Source organism: Xanthomonas sp. AM6, assembly GCF_025665335.1.
Classification (GTDB): Bacteria; Pseudomonadota; Gammaproteobacteria; order Xanthomonadales; family Xanthomonadaceae; genus Xanthomonas_A.
The window spans coordinates 280,536-296,077 of record NZ_CP106869.1 but is presented as its reverse complement, the minus strand read 5'-3'; the positions used below and the strand labels follow the sequence as shown (position 1 = coordinate 296,077).

The 15,542-nt window shown below is 70.8% G+C and carries 17 protein-coding genes; 8 read left to right on the top strand and 9 right to left on the bottom strand.

From position 1 onward, the window contains the following. Nucleotides 1-358: 358 nt before the first annotated feature. Entirely contained in the window at nt 359-1,114 is a 756-nt protein-coding gene (locus OCJ37_RS01245; RefSeq protein ID WP_263111857.1) for an SDR family NAD(P)-dependent oxidoreductase, read from the top strand. 196 nt (nt 1,115-1,310) lie between these two features. Here the strand turns inward: OCJ37_RS01245 and OCJ37_RS01240 are convergent, their stop codons facing one another. After that, a complete protein-coding gene (locus OCJ37_RS01240) occupies nt 1,311-2,000 on the bottom strand; it encodes a DUF1349 domain-containing protein (protein WP_263111856.1) in 690 nt (229 codons plus the stop codon). 148 nt (nt 2,001-2,148) lie between these two features. Between OCJ37_RS01240 and OCJ37_RS01235 the strand changes: the two genes are divergently transcribed. Beyond that, the gene (locus OCJ37_RS01235; protein WP_263111855.1) at nt 2,149-2,691 is read left to right on the top strand and encodes a TetR/AcrR family transcriptional regulator; all 543 of its coding nucleotides are present in this window, start codon (nt 2,149-2,151) and stop codon (nt 2,689-2,691) included. A gap of 112 nt (nt 2,692-2,803) precedes the next feature. Here the strand turns inward: OCJ37_RS01235 and OCJ37_RS01230 are convergent, their stop codons facing one another. Beyond that, the gene (locus tag OCJ37_RS01230) at nt 2,804-3,631 is read right to left on the bottom strand and encodes an AraC family transcriptional regulator (protein WP_263111854.1); all 828 of its coding nucleotides are present in this window, start codon (nt 3,629-3,631) and stop codon (nt 2,804-2,806) included. Nucleotides 3,632-3,761: 130 nt separating this feature from the next. Here OCJ37_RS01230 and OCJ37_RS01225 point away from each other — a divergent pair, with 130 nt between their 5' ends. Together OCJ37_RS01225 and OCJ37_RS01220 are read left to right on the top strand one after the other, a co-directional pair. Then, on the top strand, nt 3,762-4,715 hold the full coding sequence (locus OCJ37_RS01225) for an alpha/beta fold hydrolase (RefSeq protein ID WP_263111853.1): 954 nt from the start codon (nt 3,762-3,764) through the stop codon (nt 4,713-4,715). 237 nt (nt 4,716-4,952) lie between these two features. Beyond that, complete coding sequence (locus OCJ37_RS01220; RefSeq protein WP_185814848.1) at nt 4,953-5,525, top strand: OmpO family porin; 573 nt, start codon at nt 4,953-4,955, stop codon at nt 5,523-5,525. A gap of 171 nt (nt 5,526-5,696) precedes the next feature. On the opposite strand, the gene OCJ37_RS01215 is transcribed toward OCJ37_RS01220, so the two are convergent. From OCJ37_RS01215 to OCJ37_RS01195, 5 genes are all read right to left on the bottom strand, one after another. Next, nucleotides 5,697-6,722, bottom strand: a complete 1,026-nt coding sequence (locus OCJ37_RS01215) for an NAD(P)H-dependent glycerol-3-phosphate dehydrogenase (protein WP_263111852.1) — start codon at nt 6,720-6,722, stop codon at nt 5,697-5,699. Nucleotides 6,723-6,740: 18 nt separating this feature from the next. Beyond that, entirely contained in the window at nt 6,741-7,259 is a 519-nt protein-coding gene (gene secB / locus OCJ37_RS01210) for a protein-export chaperone SecB (protein ID WP_263111851.1), read from the bottom strand. Between the two features lie 87 nt (nt 7,260-7,346). Beyond that, nucleotides 7,347-7,781, bottom strand: a complete 435-nt coding sequence (locus OCJ37_RS01205; RefSeq protein WP_263111850.1) for a rhodanese-like domain-containing protein — start codon at nt 7,779-7,781, stop codon at nt 7,347-7,349. A 53-nt stretch (nt 7,782-7,834) separates the two neighbouring features. After that, complete coding sequence (locus tag OCJ37_RS01200) at nt 7,835-8,254, bottom strand: hypothetical protein (protein ID WP_263111849.1); 420 nt, start codon at nt 8,252-8,254, stop codon at nt 7,835-7,837. A 39-nt stretch (nt 8,255-8,293) separates the two neighbouring features. Further along, nucleotides 8,294-8,764 (bottom strand): YiiD C-terminal domain-containing protein, encoded by a 471-nt coding sequence (locus OCJ37_RS01195; protein ID WP_263111847.1) that lies wholly within the window; start codon nt 8,762-8,764, stop codon nt 8,294-8,296. 34 nt (nt 8,765-8,798) lie between these two features. On the opposite strand from OCJ37_RS01195, the gene OCJ37_RS01190 reads away from it, so the two are divergent. The 3 genes from OCJ37_RS01190 to OCJ37_RS01180 all read left to right on the top strand — a co-directional run bounded on the left by OCJ37_RS01190 (nt 8,799) and on the right by OCJ37_RS01180 (nt 11,945). Continuing rightward, complete coding sequence (locus OCJ37_RS01190) at nt 8,799-9,584, top strand: uroporphyrinogen-III synthase (protein ID WP_263111846.1); 786 nt, start codon at nt 8,799-8,801, stop codon at nt 9,582-9,584. A gap of 118 nt (nt 9,585-9,702) precedes the next feature. Then, nucleotides 9,703-10,680: a uroporphyrinogen-III C-methyltransferase gene (locus OCJ37_RS01185; RefSeq protein WP_263111845.1), complete on the top strand. Its 978-nt coding sequence runs from the start codon at nt 9,703-9,705 to the stop codon at nt 10,678-10,680. After that, entirely contained in the window at nt 10,677-11,945 is a 1,269-nt protein-coding gene (locus OCJ37_RS01180) for a heme biosynthesis protein HemY (RefSeq protein WP_263111844.1), read from the top strand. The genes OCJ37_RS01185 and OCJ37_RS01180 overlap by 4 nt, the downstream gene beginning before the upstream one ends. A gap of 147 nt (nt 11,946-12,092) precedes the next feature. Here OCJ37_RS01180 and OCJ37_RS01175 read toward each other — a convergent pair whose 3' ends face one another. Both OCJ37_RS01175 and OCJ37_RS01170 read right to left on the bottom strand, forming a co-directional pair. Continuing rightward, entirely contained in the window at nt 12,093-12,665 is a 573-nt protein-coding gene (locus tag OCJ37_RS01175) for a hypothetical protein (RefSeq protein ID WP_263111843.1), read from the bottom strand. A 197-nt stretch (nt 12,666-12,862) separates the two neighbouring features. Further along, nucleotides 12,863-14,143 (bottom strand): acetyl-CoA C-acetyltransferase, encoded by a 1,281-nt coding sequence (locus tag OCJ37_RS01170; protein WP_263111842.1) that lies wholly within the window; start codon nt 14,141-14,143, stop codon nt 12,863-12,865. Nucleotides 14,144-14,247: 104 nt separating this feature from the next. On the opposite strand from OCJ37_RS01170, the gene OCJ37_RS01165 reads away from it, so the two are divergent. Further along, nucleotides 14,248-15,135: a hypothetical protein gene (locus tag OCJ37_RS01165; RefSeq protein ID WP_263111841.1), complete on the top strand. Its 888-nt coding sequence runs from the start codon at nt 14,248-14,250 to the stop codon at nt 15,133-15,135. Nucleotides 15,136-15,542: the final 407 nt, after the last annotated feature.

Sequence of the window (15,542 nt, the reverse complement as noted above, 5' to 3'; positions counted from 1 at the left end):
AACGCAACGTCTTCGGCTGCGGTGCCGATCGGCGGCATGCACCGGGCGGCGGCGAGGGGGCCGGGAGGATCGCCAGGCCACCGGGAAGCATCGGCGGCGCCGCTTGCGCGCGCGGCGCGCGGCGCGGACGCAGCCGGAGACGGTCGATCGCGTACTCGCGCGCCGCTGATCGCCTGCATTGGCGTTGCAACGCACGCACCACCGTGCCAGGCGCGGTGGTGCGTGCGTTTTGGGACAAGCGCCTGGCGGCGGCAGGCATGGAAATAGGCAAGAACAACCGAGGAACCGGCAACCGGCGCGGATGGTCCGGTCCGACACTGATTCCGTCGCCCCGACACCACTCGACAGGAGCCCTCAGATGTCCACCATTTCGCTTGTTACCGGCGCCAGCCGCGGCCTCGGCCGCAACACCGCATTGAGCATCGCCGCCCACGGCGGCGATGTGATCCTCACCTACCGCAGCGGCGAAGCCCAGGCGCGCGAGGTCGTCGGCCAGATCCAGGCGATGGGCCGCAAGGCCGTCGCCCTGCAGCTGGATACCAGCGACGTGTCGACCTTCGCGCCTTTCGCCCGCAGCGTCGCCGCGGCGCTGGCCGACACCTGGAGCCGCGATCGCTTCGACCACCTGGTCAACAACGCCGGACACGGCGAGATGGAGGCCTTCGCCGAGACCACCGAAGCGCAGTTCGACGCGCTGTTCGGCGTCCACGTCAAAGGCGTGTTCTTCCTCACCCAGGCGCTGCTGCCGCTGCTGGCCGATGGCGGGCGCATCGTCAATCTGTCCTCCGGGCTGACCCGGGTGACGTATCCGGGCTTCTCCGCCTATTCCGCGGCCAAGGGCGCGGTCGAGATCCTCAGCGTGTACCTGGCCAGGGAGCTGGGCAGCCGCGGCATCGCCGTCAACACCGTCGCCCCCGGCGCGATCGAAACGGACTTCCTCGGCGGCGCGGTGCGCGACATGCCCGATCTCAACCAGCAGTTCGCCGGCATGATCGCGCTGGGCCGCGTCGGCGTGCCCGACGACATCGGCCCGATGATCGCCAGCCTGCTGGGACCGGACAACCGTTGGGTCACCGGCCAACGCATCGAAGTCTCCGGCGGCCAGACGATCTGAGCGCACCTGCCGATGCCCGGCGTGACGGGCGGGATGCCGCGGCCAACGCGCCGCGGCATCCGCCGTATTTCCCCAGAACGCCGGCCATGCTCATGCAGCCGATCGGCTTCCGATGAAGCCTTGGCGGCATAGACGTCGCACCGCACCGTTTCAGCCTCAATCCCGGTTCCCCAATCCCCGATCCCGGCCCCAAGCGCTACGAGAGATCGTGCAACTCCTTCCCAAGCACCGGCCCGAGTTTCCAGTCGGAGAACTGGACCTTCAGCCCCTCGCGTTCCGGCGTGCACGTCATCGGGCCGACCAGGTACCGGGATGCCACCGGGAAGGGACACAGCCGCACCAGCGGCCAGTATTTCCCATCGCGCGACACCTGCAGCCGCAGCACGCCCTTGGCCACGGTGGCGCGCATCCAGAAGTCCGACGCGTCCGCCTCGTACGGCCCGGTGGCCCAGTCCGACCGGCCATCGGTCAACACGCTGCTGAGCATCGCCCGCCCATCGCTGAGTTCGATGCCGGCCTTCACCCAGCGGCGCTCGTCGATCCGCAACATGATCCCGGCCTGGTCGTAGAGCTGCTCGAACCTGCCGCGAATGCGCAGCTGGCAGGTGAAACTCGCCGGTGCGGCGATGCCGAGGAAGTGCCCGCTGTCGCGGGTGAAGCCATAGTGGGTTTCGCGCCAGAAGTCGGTTCCCTTGTCGGTGACCACTTCAAGGATGCCGCCGGGCAGAATCCGGTGGACTTTGGGTTCGTTGAGCCAGTTGCCCCCCTGCCAGCCGGCCGGCGCCGCAGCGCGCGTGCCGGCCGCGAGCACGACCCCGCCGGCGGCCAGGCCGCCCAGGGTGGCCCTGCGGCCGACATCGACGTCCCGCTCTCCAGAACTCGTCATGGGTCTTCCCTCGCGTAAATGATGCCAAGGCGGCAGCGGTGCGCCGATGGCCTGCACTACCAACACCATCGAATTTGTACATCCGTACCAATTGAGGTGTCAACCGCGAACTGCCATCATCGGCATCCGTCGAACGCGTTGGACAGGCATGAGCGGCAGGACCTGGCGCCAGGATCCGAACAGGAAGGAGGCCATCGAGCAGGCTGCGTTGCGGGTGGTCCTGGACCACGGCGTCTCGGGCACCACGTTCCGCAAAGTCGCCGAGGAGGCCGGCGTTCCGCTTGGCGCCACGACGTACTACTTCGGCTCGATGAATGAGCTGCTGATCGCGGCGTTCACCCGCTTCTCCCAGGAAGTGTCGACGGACTTCACGGCCGAGATACGCGCCGCGCGGACGCGCGAACAGGCCTGCGACGCGGTGGTGAACATCATCTTCGCCGAAGGCACGGCGTCCCCGCGCGTGCTGCTGCTGAGCTATGAGCTGTATGCCTTCGCCCGCCGGCATCCCGAGATGACGGCGATCATGCAGCAGTGGATGGCCAGAAGCAGGGCGGCGCTGGAGACGCATTTCTCCAAGGCAGCGTCCAGCGCCATCGATGCGTTCATCGAAGGAGCCACGATCCACCGTTCGGTGGTGCGCATGAGCAGGAAGAGCGTCCGCAATGCGATAGAGACGCTCGCCGCGCTGTGAGGCGCTGCCAACTGCCGTGCGCACCCGCCCGATGGGGAGGCACCGTGCATCTACGCACTGAACCCGTCGAAGCTCGGAACCCACGCGGTTCTGCGAGGGCCACTGGAGAAATTCAGGTCGAAGCCTGCGCGCGCCGCCAGTCACGTGGGGCCAGGCCTACGTGCGCCTTGAACGCACGCGACAACGCCGCTTCGCTGCCGTATCCCACGTCGGCGGCCACCACCTTCAACGGGCGATCCTGACGCAGGGCCTGCTGGGCCAGACTGACCCGCCAGCCTTGCAGGTACTGCCCGGGCGTGACGCCCACCGTGTCGCGGAACGCACTGGCGAACACGCTGCGCGACATGCCTGCCGCTGCGGCCAGGGCGTCCAGCGTCCATTCCTGCGCCGGCGCCTCATGCATGGCGACCAGCGCATGGCGCAGCCGCGGATGCGCCATCCCCGCGAGCATGCCGCCGCGCACCTCGCCGCGCTCCATCAGCTGGCGCAGGATCAGGACGATCAACGCCTCGAACAACCGGTTGATCAGCGTGTGGCGGCCGCAGCGCTGCGCGAACGCCTCGTCGAACAGCAGGTCGAGCACCGGCGAGGCGCCGTCGATCGCGTGCAGCGGCAGGCAGATGAACTCCGGCAGCGAGGCGGCGATCGGATTGCCCGCGCCGCCCTCGAACCGCACGTTGGCGCAGGCCATGTCCGCGCCGCGCACCGGATCGGTGACGAAGCGATGCGACATCGGCCGCGGGTACAGCAACAGGCTGGGGACCTCCACGCGGTGCGAGGCGCCGCCATGGACCACCTCGACCGCGCCTTGTTTCACCAGGTGCAACTGGCCCAGGCCGTCGTCGGCCTCCAGCAGGTTGATCCCGCACAGGGCGCCGGCATGGAACATCTGGGCGGTGACGGAAAAACGCTCCAGCAATACGGCGAGCCGGTCGGTCATCGGGACTCTCGATCAAGTTTTCAGGACGATTGGCGGCCAATCGTATCGCCCTGGCGCGCAAAGTACACCTCGCCAGCCGGCACGGCCCACCAGCCGCATACCCCCTTCCTCCCACCCAGGAATCCACGCCATGAACGCTCTCACCCGCTCCGTCGCCGTCGCGCTCCTCGCCTTCACCGCGCAGGCCGGCGTCGCCGCCCATGCCGCCCAACCCCAGAAGCAAGCCACCATCCAGGCCGCCGCCAGCGTGAGCAGCAGCTACGTCACCACCCGCGACGGCGTGCAGCTGTACTACAAGGACTGGGGCCCGAAGGACGGTCCGGTGGTCACCTTCAGCCATGGCTGGCCGTTGAACTCGGACAGCTGGGAATCGCAGATGCTGTTCCTGGCCTCCAAGGGCTATCGCGTGGTCGCCCACGACCGCCGCGGCCATGGCCGCTCCAGCCAGCCGTGGGACGGCAACGACATGGACCACTATGCCGACGACCTGGCGGCGGTGATCGAAGCGCTGGACCTGAAGGACGTCACCCTGGTCGGGTTCTCCACCGGCGGCGGCGAAGTGGCCCGCTACATCGGCCGCCATGGCACCGGCCGGGTCAAGAAGGCCGTCCTGGTCAGCGCCGTGCCGCCGCTGATGCTCAAGACCGCCGACAATCCGGGCGGCCTGCCGCTGGACGTGTTCGACGGCCTGCGCAAGGGCTCGCTGGACAACCGCGCGCAGCTGTACACGGACATCGCGTCCGGCCCGTTCTTCAACTTCAACCGCCCCGGCCACACGCCGAGCCCGGCGTTGATCCAGTCGTTCGTGGCGCAGGGCCTGCAGGCCGGCCACAAGAATACGTACGACTCCATCGCCGCGTTCTCCGCCACCGACTTCCGCGCGGACCTGAAGAAGTTCGATGTGCCGACCCTGGTGATCCACGGCAGCGACGACCAGATCGTGCCGATCGACAGCTCGGGCAAGGCCTCGGCCGCGCTGATCAAGGGCGCCAAGCTCATCGTCTACCAAGGCGCGCCGCATGGCCTGACGGATACGCACAAGGATCGGCTCAACCAGGATCTGCTCGATTTCCTGCGCGAGTGATCGCTGCAGGACAGCGGGCCTGGGCACTCGATGTCCGGGCCAGCTGTTGACTCGCGCCACCGATCGCCGCCCTCAAGAAGGCGCGCGCCGGAAGTTCCTGAACAGGGCGTTTAATTTATGTACTGGTCAGTTTGAAATTCAGGGCAAGTTCGGGTGGCTAACGGATAATTTACATATCGGCAGCGAACGGCCCCACGCCTCAGCGCCGACTAAACCAATAACAAGGGTATCCCGATCATGAAGACCTCTCTGCTCGCTCTTGGCCTCCTGGCCACCCTGCCGTTCGCTGCCTCTGCAGCCGAAGGCCTCTCCTACAACTACGTCGAAGGCGGCTACATCAAGACCGACGCCGACGGTGGCGACGCGGACGGCTGGGCCGTCAAGGGTTCCTACGCGATCAACCCGAACTTCAGCGTGTTCGGCGACTTCAACCGCCAGAAGACCGATTTCGGCGACGTCGACGTCGACCAGTGGCGCATCGGCGCCGGCTACAACCACGAGATCTCGACCAGCACCGACCTGGTGACCCGCGTGGCCTACAACCGCTTCGATCCGGAGTACGGCACCAAGTTCAACGGCTACAGCGCCGAAGTCGGCATCCGCACCGCGTTCAACCCGTACCTCGAGGTGTATGCGCTGGGCGGTTACGAGGACTACACCAAGAAGGACGGCATCAACCCGGACGGCGAGTTCTACGGCCGCCTCGGCGCCCAGGCCAAGCTCAACCAGAACTGGGGCCTGAGCGCGGACCTGAAGATGAACCGCGATGGCGACAAGGAATGGTTCGTCGGCCCGCGTTTCAGCTGGTAAGCGATACCGCGTAGCGCTGCGCGCCGCGTCTCTCTCTCCCGCTGCGCGCGGTTCGAAGCCCGGTCCCAGGACCGGGCTTCTTTTTTGTGCGGCTTGTCCGGTCGAACGATTGCAGACACAAAAAAAGCCCGGCCGAAGCCGGGCTTTTTCGTCGCTGGAACGGCCACGCGATCAGCTGAACAGCGTGGTCGGGTACTCGGGCTTGCGCTCGCGGGCCAGCAACTGCTGCAGGCCCACCGCCGGGGTCAGTTCGCCGTGCAGTACCGCGCGCACCGCGTTGGAGATCGGCAGGTCGATGCCATGGCGTTCGGCCTGGCGCATCACCTCGTCGGCGGTCTGCACCGACTCGACCACCTGCCCGATGGCGCGCACCGCGTCGGCCAGGGTCTGCCCGCGGCCCAGGGCCAGGCCCAGGCGCCGGTTGCGCGACAGGTCGCCGGTGCAGGTCAGCACCAGGTCGCCGAGCCCGGCCAGGCCCATCAGCGTCTCCGGCTTGGCGCCGATCGCCGCGGCCAGCCGCAGCATCTCGTTGAGCCCGCGGGTGATCAGGCCGGCGCGGGCGTTCAGGCCCAGCTCCATGCCGTCGGCCACGCCGGTGGCCACCGCCAGCACGTTCTTCATCGCCCCGCCCAGCTCGGCGCCGACCATGTCGTCGCCGGTGTAGGCGCGGAAGGTGGGGCCGTGCATCGCGTCGGCGACCTGCTGGGCGAACGCGGCGTCGCCGTGCACGGTCACCGCGGTCGGCAGGTCCAACGCCACTTCCTTGGCGAACGACGGACCGGTCACCACCGCCAGCGGCACGTCCTCGCCCAGGATCTGCTGCGCCACCTCGTGCAGGAAGCGCCCGGAGCCGGGCTCGAAGCCCTTGGTCGCCCAGGCCACGCCGGCCTGCGGCGGGCGCAGCGGCGCCAGCTGGCGCAGGGTCTCGGTGAAGGCGTGCGACGGCACCACCACCAGGATCCAGTTGGCGCCGTGCACGGCCGCCGCCAGGTCGGTGGTGGCCTGCAGCGACGCCGGCAGCGGAATCTGCGGCAGGTAGCGCGGGTTCTCGTGGCGCTGCCCGATCGCCTCGGCGATGGCGGCGTCGCGCCCCCACAGCACGGTCGGGAAACCGTGCCGGGCGACGAGCGCGGCCAGGGCGGTGCCCCAGGAGCCGGCGCCGAGGACGGCGATCTTCTTCGCGGGGTTATCGCGCATGGGCAACGGCGGACGCGTTCAGGCGTTGCCGGCCGGCTCCGAGTCGGCCAGCGACTGGGTCTCGCCCTGCTGCGCGCGCTGGCGCAGGGTCTCGGCGTACAGCGCCTCGAAGTTGATCGGCTGCAGGAAGAACGGCGGGAAGCCGCCGGCCTGGATCAGGTCGCTGACCAGCGCGCGCACGTACGGGAACAGGATGTTCGGGCACTGCGTGCCGAGCAGCACGTCCACCGCCTGCGGGTCCAGGCCGACCAGGCCGAACACGCCGGCCTGCTGCACTTCGGCCACGTACGCGGTCTTGCCGGCGGCGGTGCAGGTCAGGGTCACGGCCAGCACCACTTCGAAGGCCTGCTCGTTGAGGCGCTGCACGCGCTGGTTGAGGTTGAGCTGCAGCTCCGGCTGCACGTTGTCGTTGAACACGGCCGGCGCGTTCGGCGACTCGAAGGACACGTCCTTGACGTAGATCTTCTCGATGGTGAAAGCGGGGCCAGCCGCGGCTTCGGCCGGCGCCGCGGCGCCGTTGTTGGTGACGTCGGACATGTCGTACTCCGGTGAATTCAGGGAACAGAAAGAATCGGGATTATCACATGCCGGCCGCGGCGCTCGGCGCCCGGCCGGAAGGCGCGATCAGCGGCCCTTGACCAGCGGAAGGTCGGCCTGCTGCCAGGCGGCGATGCCGCCGTCGAGCACGTAGACCTGCTCGAAGCCGGCCTTCTTCAGTTGCTTGGCGGCGGCGTCGGCGGTGTTGCCGGTGCGGCACACCAGCACCACCGGCGAGGACTTGGCGTTGGCCACCAGCTTGTGCTCGGGGCCGAACTGGCTCGGCGTGGCGTTGCGGCTGCCGGCGATGTGGCCCTTCTCGAAATCGGCCGCGGCCGACAGGTCGACCAGCACCGCGTTGCCGGCGTTGATCAGCAGGGTCAGTTCGGCCGGGCGCAGGGTCTTGAAGCCGCGGAACAGGCGCGCGATCTCGGTGACGATCAGGGCGATGGTCAGGCCCGCCAGGGCCAGGGCCAGCATCGGGTTGCGGCCGGCGAAGGCCAGCAGTTCTTCGAAGTTCACGGGAATAGGGGGCTGGAAGCGGGCGCCGATTGTCGCACAGCTGGCCGGCGGCGCTACTGGCCGTTCCACAAGTCCGGCAGGCCGTCCAGCAGCCACCAGGTCTTGGCCTGCGCGTCCCAGCGCCAGCGTTCGCGGTAGCGCACGATGCGTTCGGCCTGGGTATTGCGGTTGATCACGCCCAGTTCGATGTCGCGCACCACGTCGCCGTCCTGCGCGCCGACCCGCCCGACCTTGTAGGAGGACACCTGCACCTGGCGGTAGCGCTCCAGCTGCAGGTCGGTCAGTGGGTGCGCCTGCCGGTAGGCCGGATCCACCGCTTCCCACGCCGACTCGAACTCGCTCCAGCGGATCGCCGCGCCGTAGGCGGTCTGCAGCGCGTCGAGCTTGCTCTGCTGGCTGCGGCTGCCGGCCAGCGCGGTGCCGGCGAACCCCAGCACCAGCAGCAACGCCAGGGCGCGGAACATCGAGTGCATGGCGGATCCCCTGGTCAGGCGCGAAGCGGTGCGCGCATCCTACCCTTTCGCGATGGCGACGAAGCGTCCGCTCAGGGTCGCCGCGGCGGCGGCATCGGCGGGGCCGACCTGCGCGCGGATGCCGATCCGGGCGCGGCCGCGCTGGCGGAAGGTCTGCACGAACGCGGCCCAGTCGGCATCCGCATCGGCGCTGGCCTGCGCGTGCAGGTCGGCGTACAGCGGCGCCAGGTAGCGCACCTGGGTGTCGGCGACATAGACGTCGGCCTGCAGCCCGGCGCGCTGCAGTTCGCAGTTGACCAGCGCCCAGCCGGCCAGGGTCATCACCGAGCCGAGGCTGCCGCCGAAGGCATTGCCCTTGTCGTTGATGTTGGCGGCCAGCGGCGCGGTCAGCTGCAGCCGCTGCGCGGCGTAGCCCTGCAGCGCGACCTGCAGCGCCGCCACCGGCGGCATCGCGTCGAACTGCCGCTGCAACTGCTGCAGGAACGCATCGAAGGAAGGATCCGCTGCCATGGTGCGATTTGTGCTGCCGGTGGGGGCTCGCATAATGCCTGGCATGAGCGCATATGCAACCGCTGCGACCGCGGCGTGGACCCTGATCTCGCTGCGCCCGCAGGGCGAACACGCGGCGCTGCGGCGCGCGGCGGCGCGGGTCGGCGCGCGGCTGCTGGCGGTGTCGCCGTGGCGCCTGCAGGCCAGCGCCGACGCGGCCACGCGCGCGGCGCTGGCGCTGGCGCTGGCCGCGCCGCGGGTGATCTTCAGCAGTCCCGCCGCGGTGCGCGCGGCCGCGGCGCTGCAGCCGCTGGCGGCGGCGCCCGGGCAATGCTGGCTGGCGGTGGGCGCCGGCACGGCGCGGGCGCTGCGACGCCACGGCATCGCCGACGTCGCCACGCCGGCGCGGATGGACAGCGAGGGCCTGCTCGCCCTGCCGCAGCTGGCCGCCGCCGACGGCGCGGTCGGCCTGGTCACCGCGCCCGGCGGCCGTGGCCTGGTCGCCGCGCAACTGCAGGCGCGCGGCACCCCGCTGCAACGCGCCGACGTCTACCGCCGGCTGCCGTTGCCGGTGTCCGCGGCCTGCATCGCGCGGCTGCGCCGCGCCGCGCCGGGGGTGCTGGCGCTGAGCAGCGGCGAGGCGCTGCAGCTGGTGCTGCCGCAGCTTCCCGACGACGTGGTCGCCACGTGGCGCGCGCAGCCGCTGGTCGCCGCCAGCGCGCGGCTGGCCGCGCAGGCCGTCGATCTCGGCTTCGCCGACGTCGCCTGCGCGGCCGGTCCGCTGCCGCAGCACCTGGCCGCGGCAGCCGCCGCGGCGATGACGCGCTCGCCATCTCGCTGAACGCGCGCCGGCCGCCGGCTTGCGGGCGCGGTGCCGCTCACGCCATGCTCCCGCGGTGCCGCGCGTCCGGCCGTCGCCCTCGTCGCGACGGGACGCGGGCCGACAAGGATTGCTGCCGATGACCGAAATTCCGTCCACGCCCCGCCGCTCCACGCGCTGGATCTGGCTGTTGCTGGCGCTGGCCATGCTGGCGGCGCTGGCGCTGGCCGGCTGGCGCGGCTGGGAATGGTGGCAGGCGCGCAACGCGCGCGTGCTGGCCGAGCAGTCGCAACTCCAGCAACAGGTGGAAGCCCTGCAGCAGAACCTGGAGACGCTGCGCCGCGACCAGCGCGCCACCGTGCAGCGGGTGCAGGACGCGGCCAGCACCAACCGCGTGCTGCGCGACGAGATGCTCGGCCTGAGCCAGCGCAGTGCACTGCTGGAGGACAACGTCGCCAAGCTCGCCGATTCCAGCCGCCACGGCGCGCAGGCGCTGCGCCTGGACGAAGTGGAACTGCTGCTGAGCCAGGGCCGGCAGCGCCTGGACGTGGCCGGCGACGCGCAGGGCGCGCGCCGCGCCTATGCATTGGCCGGCGGCGTGCTCGACGGCGTGGACGATCCGCGCTACCTCAACCTGCGCCAGGTGCTGCTGCAGGAACGCACCGCGCTGGACGCGCTCGGCGACGGACCGCAGGCGCGGCTGTCGGCGCAGCTGGACGCCTTCGCCGCCAGCCTGGATGCGCTGCCGACGCAGCTTCCCGAACGCGCGCAAGCGCCGCTGTGGCAGCGGCTGCTGTCGCCGCTGGTCAAGATCCGCCCCGCGCAGGGCGGCGTGCTCGTCGCGCATTCGGAGCGGGTCGCCGCGCGCGACGCGCTGCAACTGGACCTGAGCCTGGCCCGCGCCGCGCTGGAACGCGGCGACGCGCGCGGCTACCGCAGCGCGCTGGCCCGTGCCGGCACCTGGCTGCAACGCCTGTGGCCCGATTCGGCGGCGCTGCGCGAACGCCGCGCGACGCTGCAGACCCTGCGCGATACCGCCCTGCGCCCGGCCGTTCCCGAGCTGGGCACCACCCTGCAGCAGTTGCGCAGCATGCGCGACGCAAGGAGCCAACCATGAAATCGCTACGTTCCGTGATCGTGTTGCTGGTGGTGATCGCCCTGGGCGTGATCGGCGCGCAATGGCTGGCGCAGGACCGGCTGGGCGACCTCGGCGAGGTGATCGTGCGCGCCGGCGGCAACGACTACATCTCGCCGCTGCCGCAGGCCGCCTTGCTGCTGGTGATCGCGTTCCTGGCGCTGTTGCTGCTGTGGAACCTGCTCAGCTTCCCGTTCCGGGCCTGGGGCCGGCATCGCCGCAAGCAGTCACGCGCGCGCCTGATCGAAGGCCTGACCGCGCTGCACAACGGCCAGTTGGCCCGCGCCGAGAAGCAATTGAACGCCGCCGCGGACGACCCGGAGGTCAGCGCCATCGCCCTGGTCGCGGCGGTGCGCGTGGCCGATGCGCGCGCCGATGCGGAGGCGGCCGACCGCTACCTGCTGCGCCTGGCCGAGCGCGACGCCGGCGCGCATGCGCTGCTGCAGGCCGAACGCCACCTGGCGCGGCAGCATCCGGTCGAGGCGATCAATGCGCTGGACGTGGCCGCGGCGCAGCCGCTGCCGCCGCGCGGGCTGCTGCTGCGCACCGAGGCGCTGGCCAGCGTCGGCCGCGCCGGCGAGGCCTACGGGCAGCTCGGCGCGATCCGCCAGCAGCAGGCCTTGCCGCTGGAGGCGATCGGCACGCTGGAGTCGCGCCTGGCCACGGCGTCGCTGCAGCAGGCGGCCGACGCCAACGAACTGGCCGCGCGCTGGGAAAGCCTGCCCAAGGCGCTGCGCAGCGAACCACCGGTGGTCGCGGCCTACGCGATCCGCGCCGCCGCGCTGCACTGGGACGACGCGGCGCTGCGCAGCGTGGAACAGGCGCTGGACACGCGCTGGGACGAAGGCCTGGCCGCGCTGTACGGGCGCCTGCCGGTGGAGAAATACGATTCGCGCCGCGCCAGCGCACAGCGCTGGCTGCAGAGCCATCCGGACAGCCCGGGCCTGCTGCTGACCCTGGCGCGGCTGGCGCGCCAGCAACAGCAGTGGCCGCAGTCGGAGGAATTCCTGCACCGCGCGCTGGCGCTGGGCGCCGGTGCCGAGGCCTGGGAGGCGTTCGGCGACGGCTATGCCCAGGCCGGCGACATGCTCATGGCCCAGCGCTGCTACGCCAATGCGCTGCGCGCGCAGCGCGGCGAACTGGTCGAGCCATTGCCCGGCCCGAGCACGCCGGTGGTCCCGCTCGATCCGGATCCGGCCGCGGCCGAACGCCGCGACGCGCATGGATTTCCTCGCCTGCAGGAGTGAGCTGGCAACCACCGGCTGGCGTGGCTGACCGCTGGTCGCTGGCCGCACGACAGCGCGGATCTGCCGGCGCAGGGTCCGGTCCCCTGCGGCCGGAGGCGAAACGCCCGGCCGCTTACCGGCCTGGAATGCGATAGGGACTGAAGCCCCTCAGCCCCGCAACGCGGGCGGCAACGACGGCAGGCGCGCCAGGAACGCCGGCGCCACGCCCTTGTAGCGCGCATAGCGCTCGTCCATGCGCCTCGGCACCAGGATGCGTGCGCCGATCATGCCAGTGACGGACATGGCCAGGAACACGACCAGCCCCAGCCCGAACCCGGCGTCGCCGCCGACCGCGAACCCCAACAGCGGGCCGGCCACGAACGCGCCAACCGCAAGCAGGACGAACCAGTTGCGTCGGCGCCGATGCGCCGTGCACATCCCGAGCATGTGGCCGCTGCGCTTGCGCACGATCACGGCCACGATCGCATAGATCACGATGCTCACCAGGACCAACGCGTACCACGCTGGCGCATGCCAATAGAACGTGCGCTTCTTGAGTTCGTCGTTGCGCAGCGCCATGCCGCACTTGACGCAATGCGCCGGAAACGGCGTATCGCGCACGCACAGCAGATCGTTGCCGTCGCGCCACAGCGCCTCGCCGGGCAGCGGCGGCGGCGCGGTCGCGGCCTGGATGGCGGCGCCAGGCGCCTGGTACGGATTGAAGCTGTCCTGCTGTGCCATGGCATGCGCCCCCTGCGCGCCGTCTCGCCCGCGTCATGCAGGCGAACCGGCGCGCATGTAGCGCGGCGGCTGCGCAATGCTGAGTGCTGCCAACGGACGCGACAGGATGACGGTCCCGCTCCGGCGACAGGGGCACGCAAATCGGGCCTTGTCGTGCCGGCCCGGACACGCCGAAGCGGGTGCCGGGCGCGCCGCGCTCAACGCTCGACGATCGCCACCACGCCCATGCCGCCGGCGGTGCAGATCGAGATCAGCGCGCGGCCGCCGCCGCGCTCCTGCAGCTGCTTGGCGACGGTGGCGACGATGCGCGCGCCGGTCGCCGCGAACGGGTGGCCGGTGGCCAGCGACGAGCCCAGCGGATTGATCTTGGCCGGGTCGATCTGGCCCAGCGGCGCGTCCAGCCCGAGCCGGTTGCGGCAGTAGTCCTCGCTCTCCCAGGCGCGCAGCGTGCACAGCACCTGCGCGGCGAAGGCCTCGTGGATCTCGTAGATGTCGAAGTCCTGCAGGCTCAGGCCGTGGCGCTTGAGCATGTCCGGCACGGCGATGGTCGGCGCCATCAGCAGGCCTTCGCCATGCACGAAGTCCACCGCCGCCACCTGTGCATCGCGCAGGTACGCCATCGGCACGTGGCCGTGCGCCTGCGCCCACTCCTCCGAGGCCAGCAGCACCGCCGCGGCGCCGTCGGTCAGCGGGGTGGAATTGGCCGCGGTCAGGGTGCCGCGCCCCGACACCTTGTCGAACGCCGGCTTCAGCGTGGCCAGCTTCTCCAGCGAGGTGTCGGGGCGCAGGATGTTGTCGCGCTCCACGCCGCGGAACGGCGCGATCAGGTCGGCGAAGAAGCCGCGCTCGTAGGCGGCGGCCAGCTTCTTGTGCGAGGACACCGCCCAGGCGTCCTGCGAGTCGCGCGCGATGTTCCACTGCTTGGCCATGTCCTCGCAGTGGTCGCCCATGCTCTTGCCGGTGCGCGGCTCGGCCACGCCGGGGAACTCGGGCTTGAGTTCGGCGAACTTGAAGCTGCGGGTCAGCGCGCGGAGCTTGTCGCCGGTGGTCTTGGCGCGGTTGGCCGCCAGCAACCGCGCGCGCAGCTTCTTGCCATAGACGATCGGCACCTCGGAGGTGGTATCCGAACCGCCGCCGATGCCCGAGTCGATCTGCCCCAGCGCGATCTTGTTGGCCACGGTGATGATGCTGTCCAGGCTGGTGCCACAGGCGCGCTGCAGGGTGATGCCCGGGGTCAGCGGCGACAGCCCCGAGGACAGCGCGGCCTCGCGGCCCAGGTTCCAGTCGCTGGAGTGCTTGATCACCGCCCCCATCGCCACCTCGCCCAGCTGCTGGCCGTGCAGGCCGTAGCGCTCGACCAGCGCCCCGAGCGTGCGCACCGACATGCCGAGGTTCCCGACATCCGCGTACGCCGTGTTCTGGCGGCAAAACGGAATACGGACGCCGCCGAGAATGGCGACGGGACGGGCTGCTGGCATGGGATTACCTCGCGCGAGGAGAGTCGGGGACATGACCTGCACGTTAGCGCAGGCATAATGAAGCGAGTGTAGCTTTGCGCCCGCGACGGGCCAACCGCCAAGCCATGAGCCAAGCCATTGCCAGCATCGATGCCCGGGGCGTGATCGCCCTGGAACTGTCCGCCGGGCTCGCCCCGGCCCACGCCGCGCTGCCGCACGCGCTGGCCGGGGAACTGGCCGAGAAGGTCGGCCGCGACCTGGCGCAGCTGGTGCCGGGTGTGCGCGAACTGGAGCTGAGCCTGGCCGGCGCGCATTTCGACCCCGCCGAGGTGCTGCGTCCGGGCTGGCCGATGCACCGGCGCCTGGACGAGCTGCGCGCGCGCGCCCCCGGCCGCGAGAGCGGCCCGCGCCTGCTGGCGTTCGGCGCCGATGCCGACGGCACCGTGCCGCTGCCGTTCCAGGCCGATGCCGCGCTGCTCGGCGGCGCGCTGCGGGTGGTGCCGTTCCTGCTCAGCGGGCCGGCGGAGGTGCTGCAGCCGGTGGCCGAGGCGCTGGAAGACGTGCTGCTGGCGCAGGGCATGGCGCAGCCGGACACCGCGCTGCTGGCGCAGCAGGCGTTCGGCGCGCAGATCGAACATGCGCGCTACCTGACGGTCAACGACCTGGCCGCGATGATGTCGATGCAGTACGACAACCAGGGCCTGGCGCCGCTGTGGCCGCTAATCGAGACCGCGCTGCTGGCCCCGGACCAGGAGGAATGGCTGGCCAGCCCGCCCGAGCCACTGCTGCGCTACCGCGGCGGCGAGGTGCGCATGGCCTTGTTCGACCCGGCCGGCTGGTGCGCGCACTACGCCCAGGACCGCCAGGACTGCGAGCGCCTGCAGCGGGTCTACGAACACTACCTGGCGCGGCAGCGGCAACTGGCCGCGGTGCTGGAAGCGCACGGCATGCCGGTGCTGTACGTGCATTGCGAGGCCGGGCAGGACGCGAAGCAGGCGTTGCTGGCGGCGTGAGTCGCGCCTGGCTGCGGGGCGGCCGGCCTTGGCAAGGGCGGGCTCGATGATGCGTCGCCGGGCGGCTTGCTGGCTTCGCCTGGCGCGGTTGGAACCGCTTCGGCAACCAGCATCCGGCGCCGCCGGTGCCGCTGGCGGGTGGGGTTCACCCCCGATTGGCGCAGAAGCTGGGCGGTTTGCTGATTGCGTCTGTCGCGGCTGAAGCCGCCCCTACAATAAAGCCTGGGCGTCCGGGCGGGCGCGTTGTGGGGAGACCTCAGTCTGACGGCGGCTGGGGCGCCGTCGGTTTCTGATTCCGCTCGTCGCGACTGAAGTCGCTCCCACATGGATTGCGGCGTGCGGCTAGGTCCGCGGCAGCAGGGTGGCGCTGCGCAGCCGGACGACGTGCCAGCACCGGCCACGTCGTG

Coding starts and splice junctions, on each gene's coding strand:
- OCJ37_RS01245 (WP_263111857.1), top strand. CDS start 359: ATGTCCACCATTTCGCTTGTTACCGGCGCCAGCCGCGGCCTCGGCCGC.
- OCJ37_RS01240 (WP_263111856.1), bottom strand. CDS start 2,000: ATGACGAGTTCTGGAGAGCGGGACGTCGATGTCGGCCGCAGGGCCACC.
- OCJ37_RS01235 (WP_263111855.1), top strand. CDS start 2,149: ATGAGCGGCAGGACCTGGCGCCAGGATCCGAACAGGAAGGAGGCCATC.
- OCJ37_RS01230 (WP_263111854.1), bottom strand. CDS start 3,631: ATGACCGACCGGCTCGCCGTATTGCTGGAGCGTTTTTCCGTCACCGCC.
- OCJ37_RS01225 (WP_263111853.1), top strand. CDS start 3,762: ATGAACGCTCTCACCCGCTCCGTCGCCGTCGCGCTCCTCGCCTTCACC.
- OCJ37_RS01220 (WP_185814848.1), top strand. CDS start 4,953: ATGAAGACCTCTCTGCTCGCTCTTGGCCTCCTGGCCACCCTGCCGTTC.
- OCJ37_RS01215 (WP_263111852.1), bottom strand. CDS start 6,722: ATGCGCGATAACCCCGCGAAGAAGATCGCCGTCCTCGGCGCCGGCTCC.
- secB (WP_263111851.1), bottom strand. CDS start 7,259: ATGTCCGACGTCACCAACAACGGCGCCGCGGCGCCGGCCGAAGCCGCG.
- OCJ37_RS01200 (WP_263111849.1), bottom strand. CDS start 8,254: ATGCACTCGATGTTCCGCGCCCTGGCGTTGCTGCTGGTGCTGGGGTTC.
- OCJ37_RS01195 (WP_263111847.1), bottom strand. CDS start 8,764: ATGGCAGCGGATCCTTCCTTCGATGCGTTCCTGCAGCAGTTGCAGCGG.
- OCJ37_RS01190 (WP_263111846.1), top strand. CDS start 8,799: ATGCCTGGCATGAGCGCATATGCAACCGCTGCGACCGCGGCGTGGACC.
- OCJ37_RS01185 (WP_263111845.1), top strand. CDS start 9,703: ATGACCGAAATTCCGTCCACGCCCCGCCGCTCCACGCGCTGGATCTGG.
- OCJ37_RS01180 (WP_263111844.1), top strand. CDS start 10,677: ATGAAATCGCTACGTTCCGTGATCGTGTTGCTGGTGGTGATCGCCCTG.
- OCJ37_RS01175 (WP_263111843.1), bottom strand. CDS start 12,665: ATGGCACAGCAGGACAGCTTCAATCCGTACCAGGCGCCTGGCGCCGCC.
- OCJ37_RS01170 (WP_263111842.1), bottom strand. CDS start 14,143: ATGCCAGCAGCCCGTCCCGTCGCCATTCTCGGCGGCGTCCGTATTCCG.
- OCJ37_RS01165 (WP_263111841.1), top strand. CDS start 14,248: ATGAGCCAAGCCATTGCCAGCATCGATGCCCGGGGCGTGATCGCCCTG.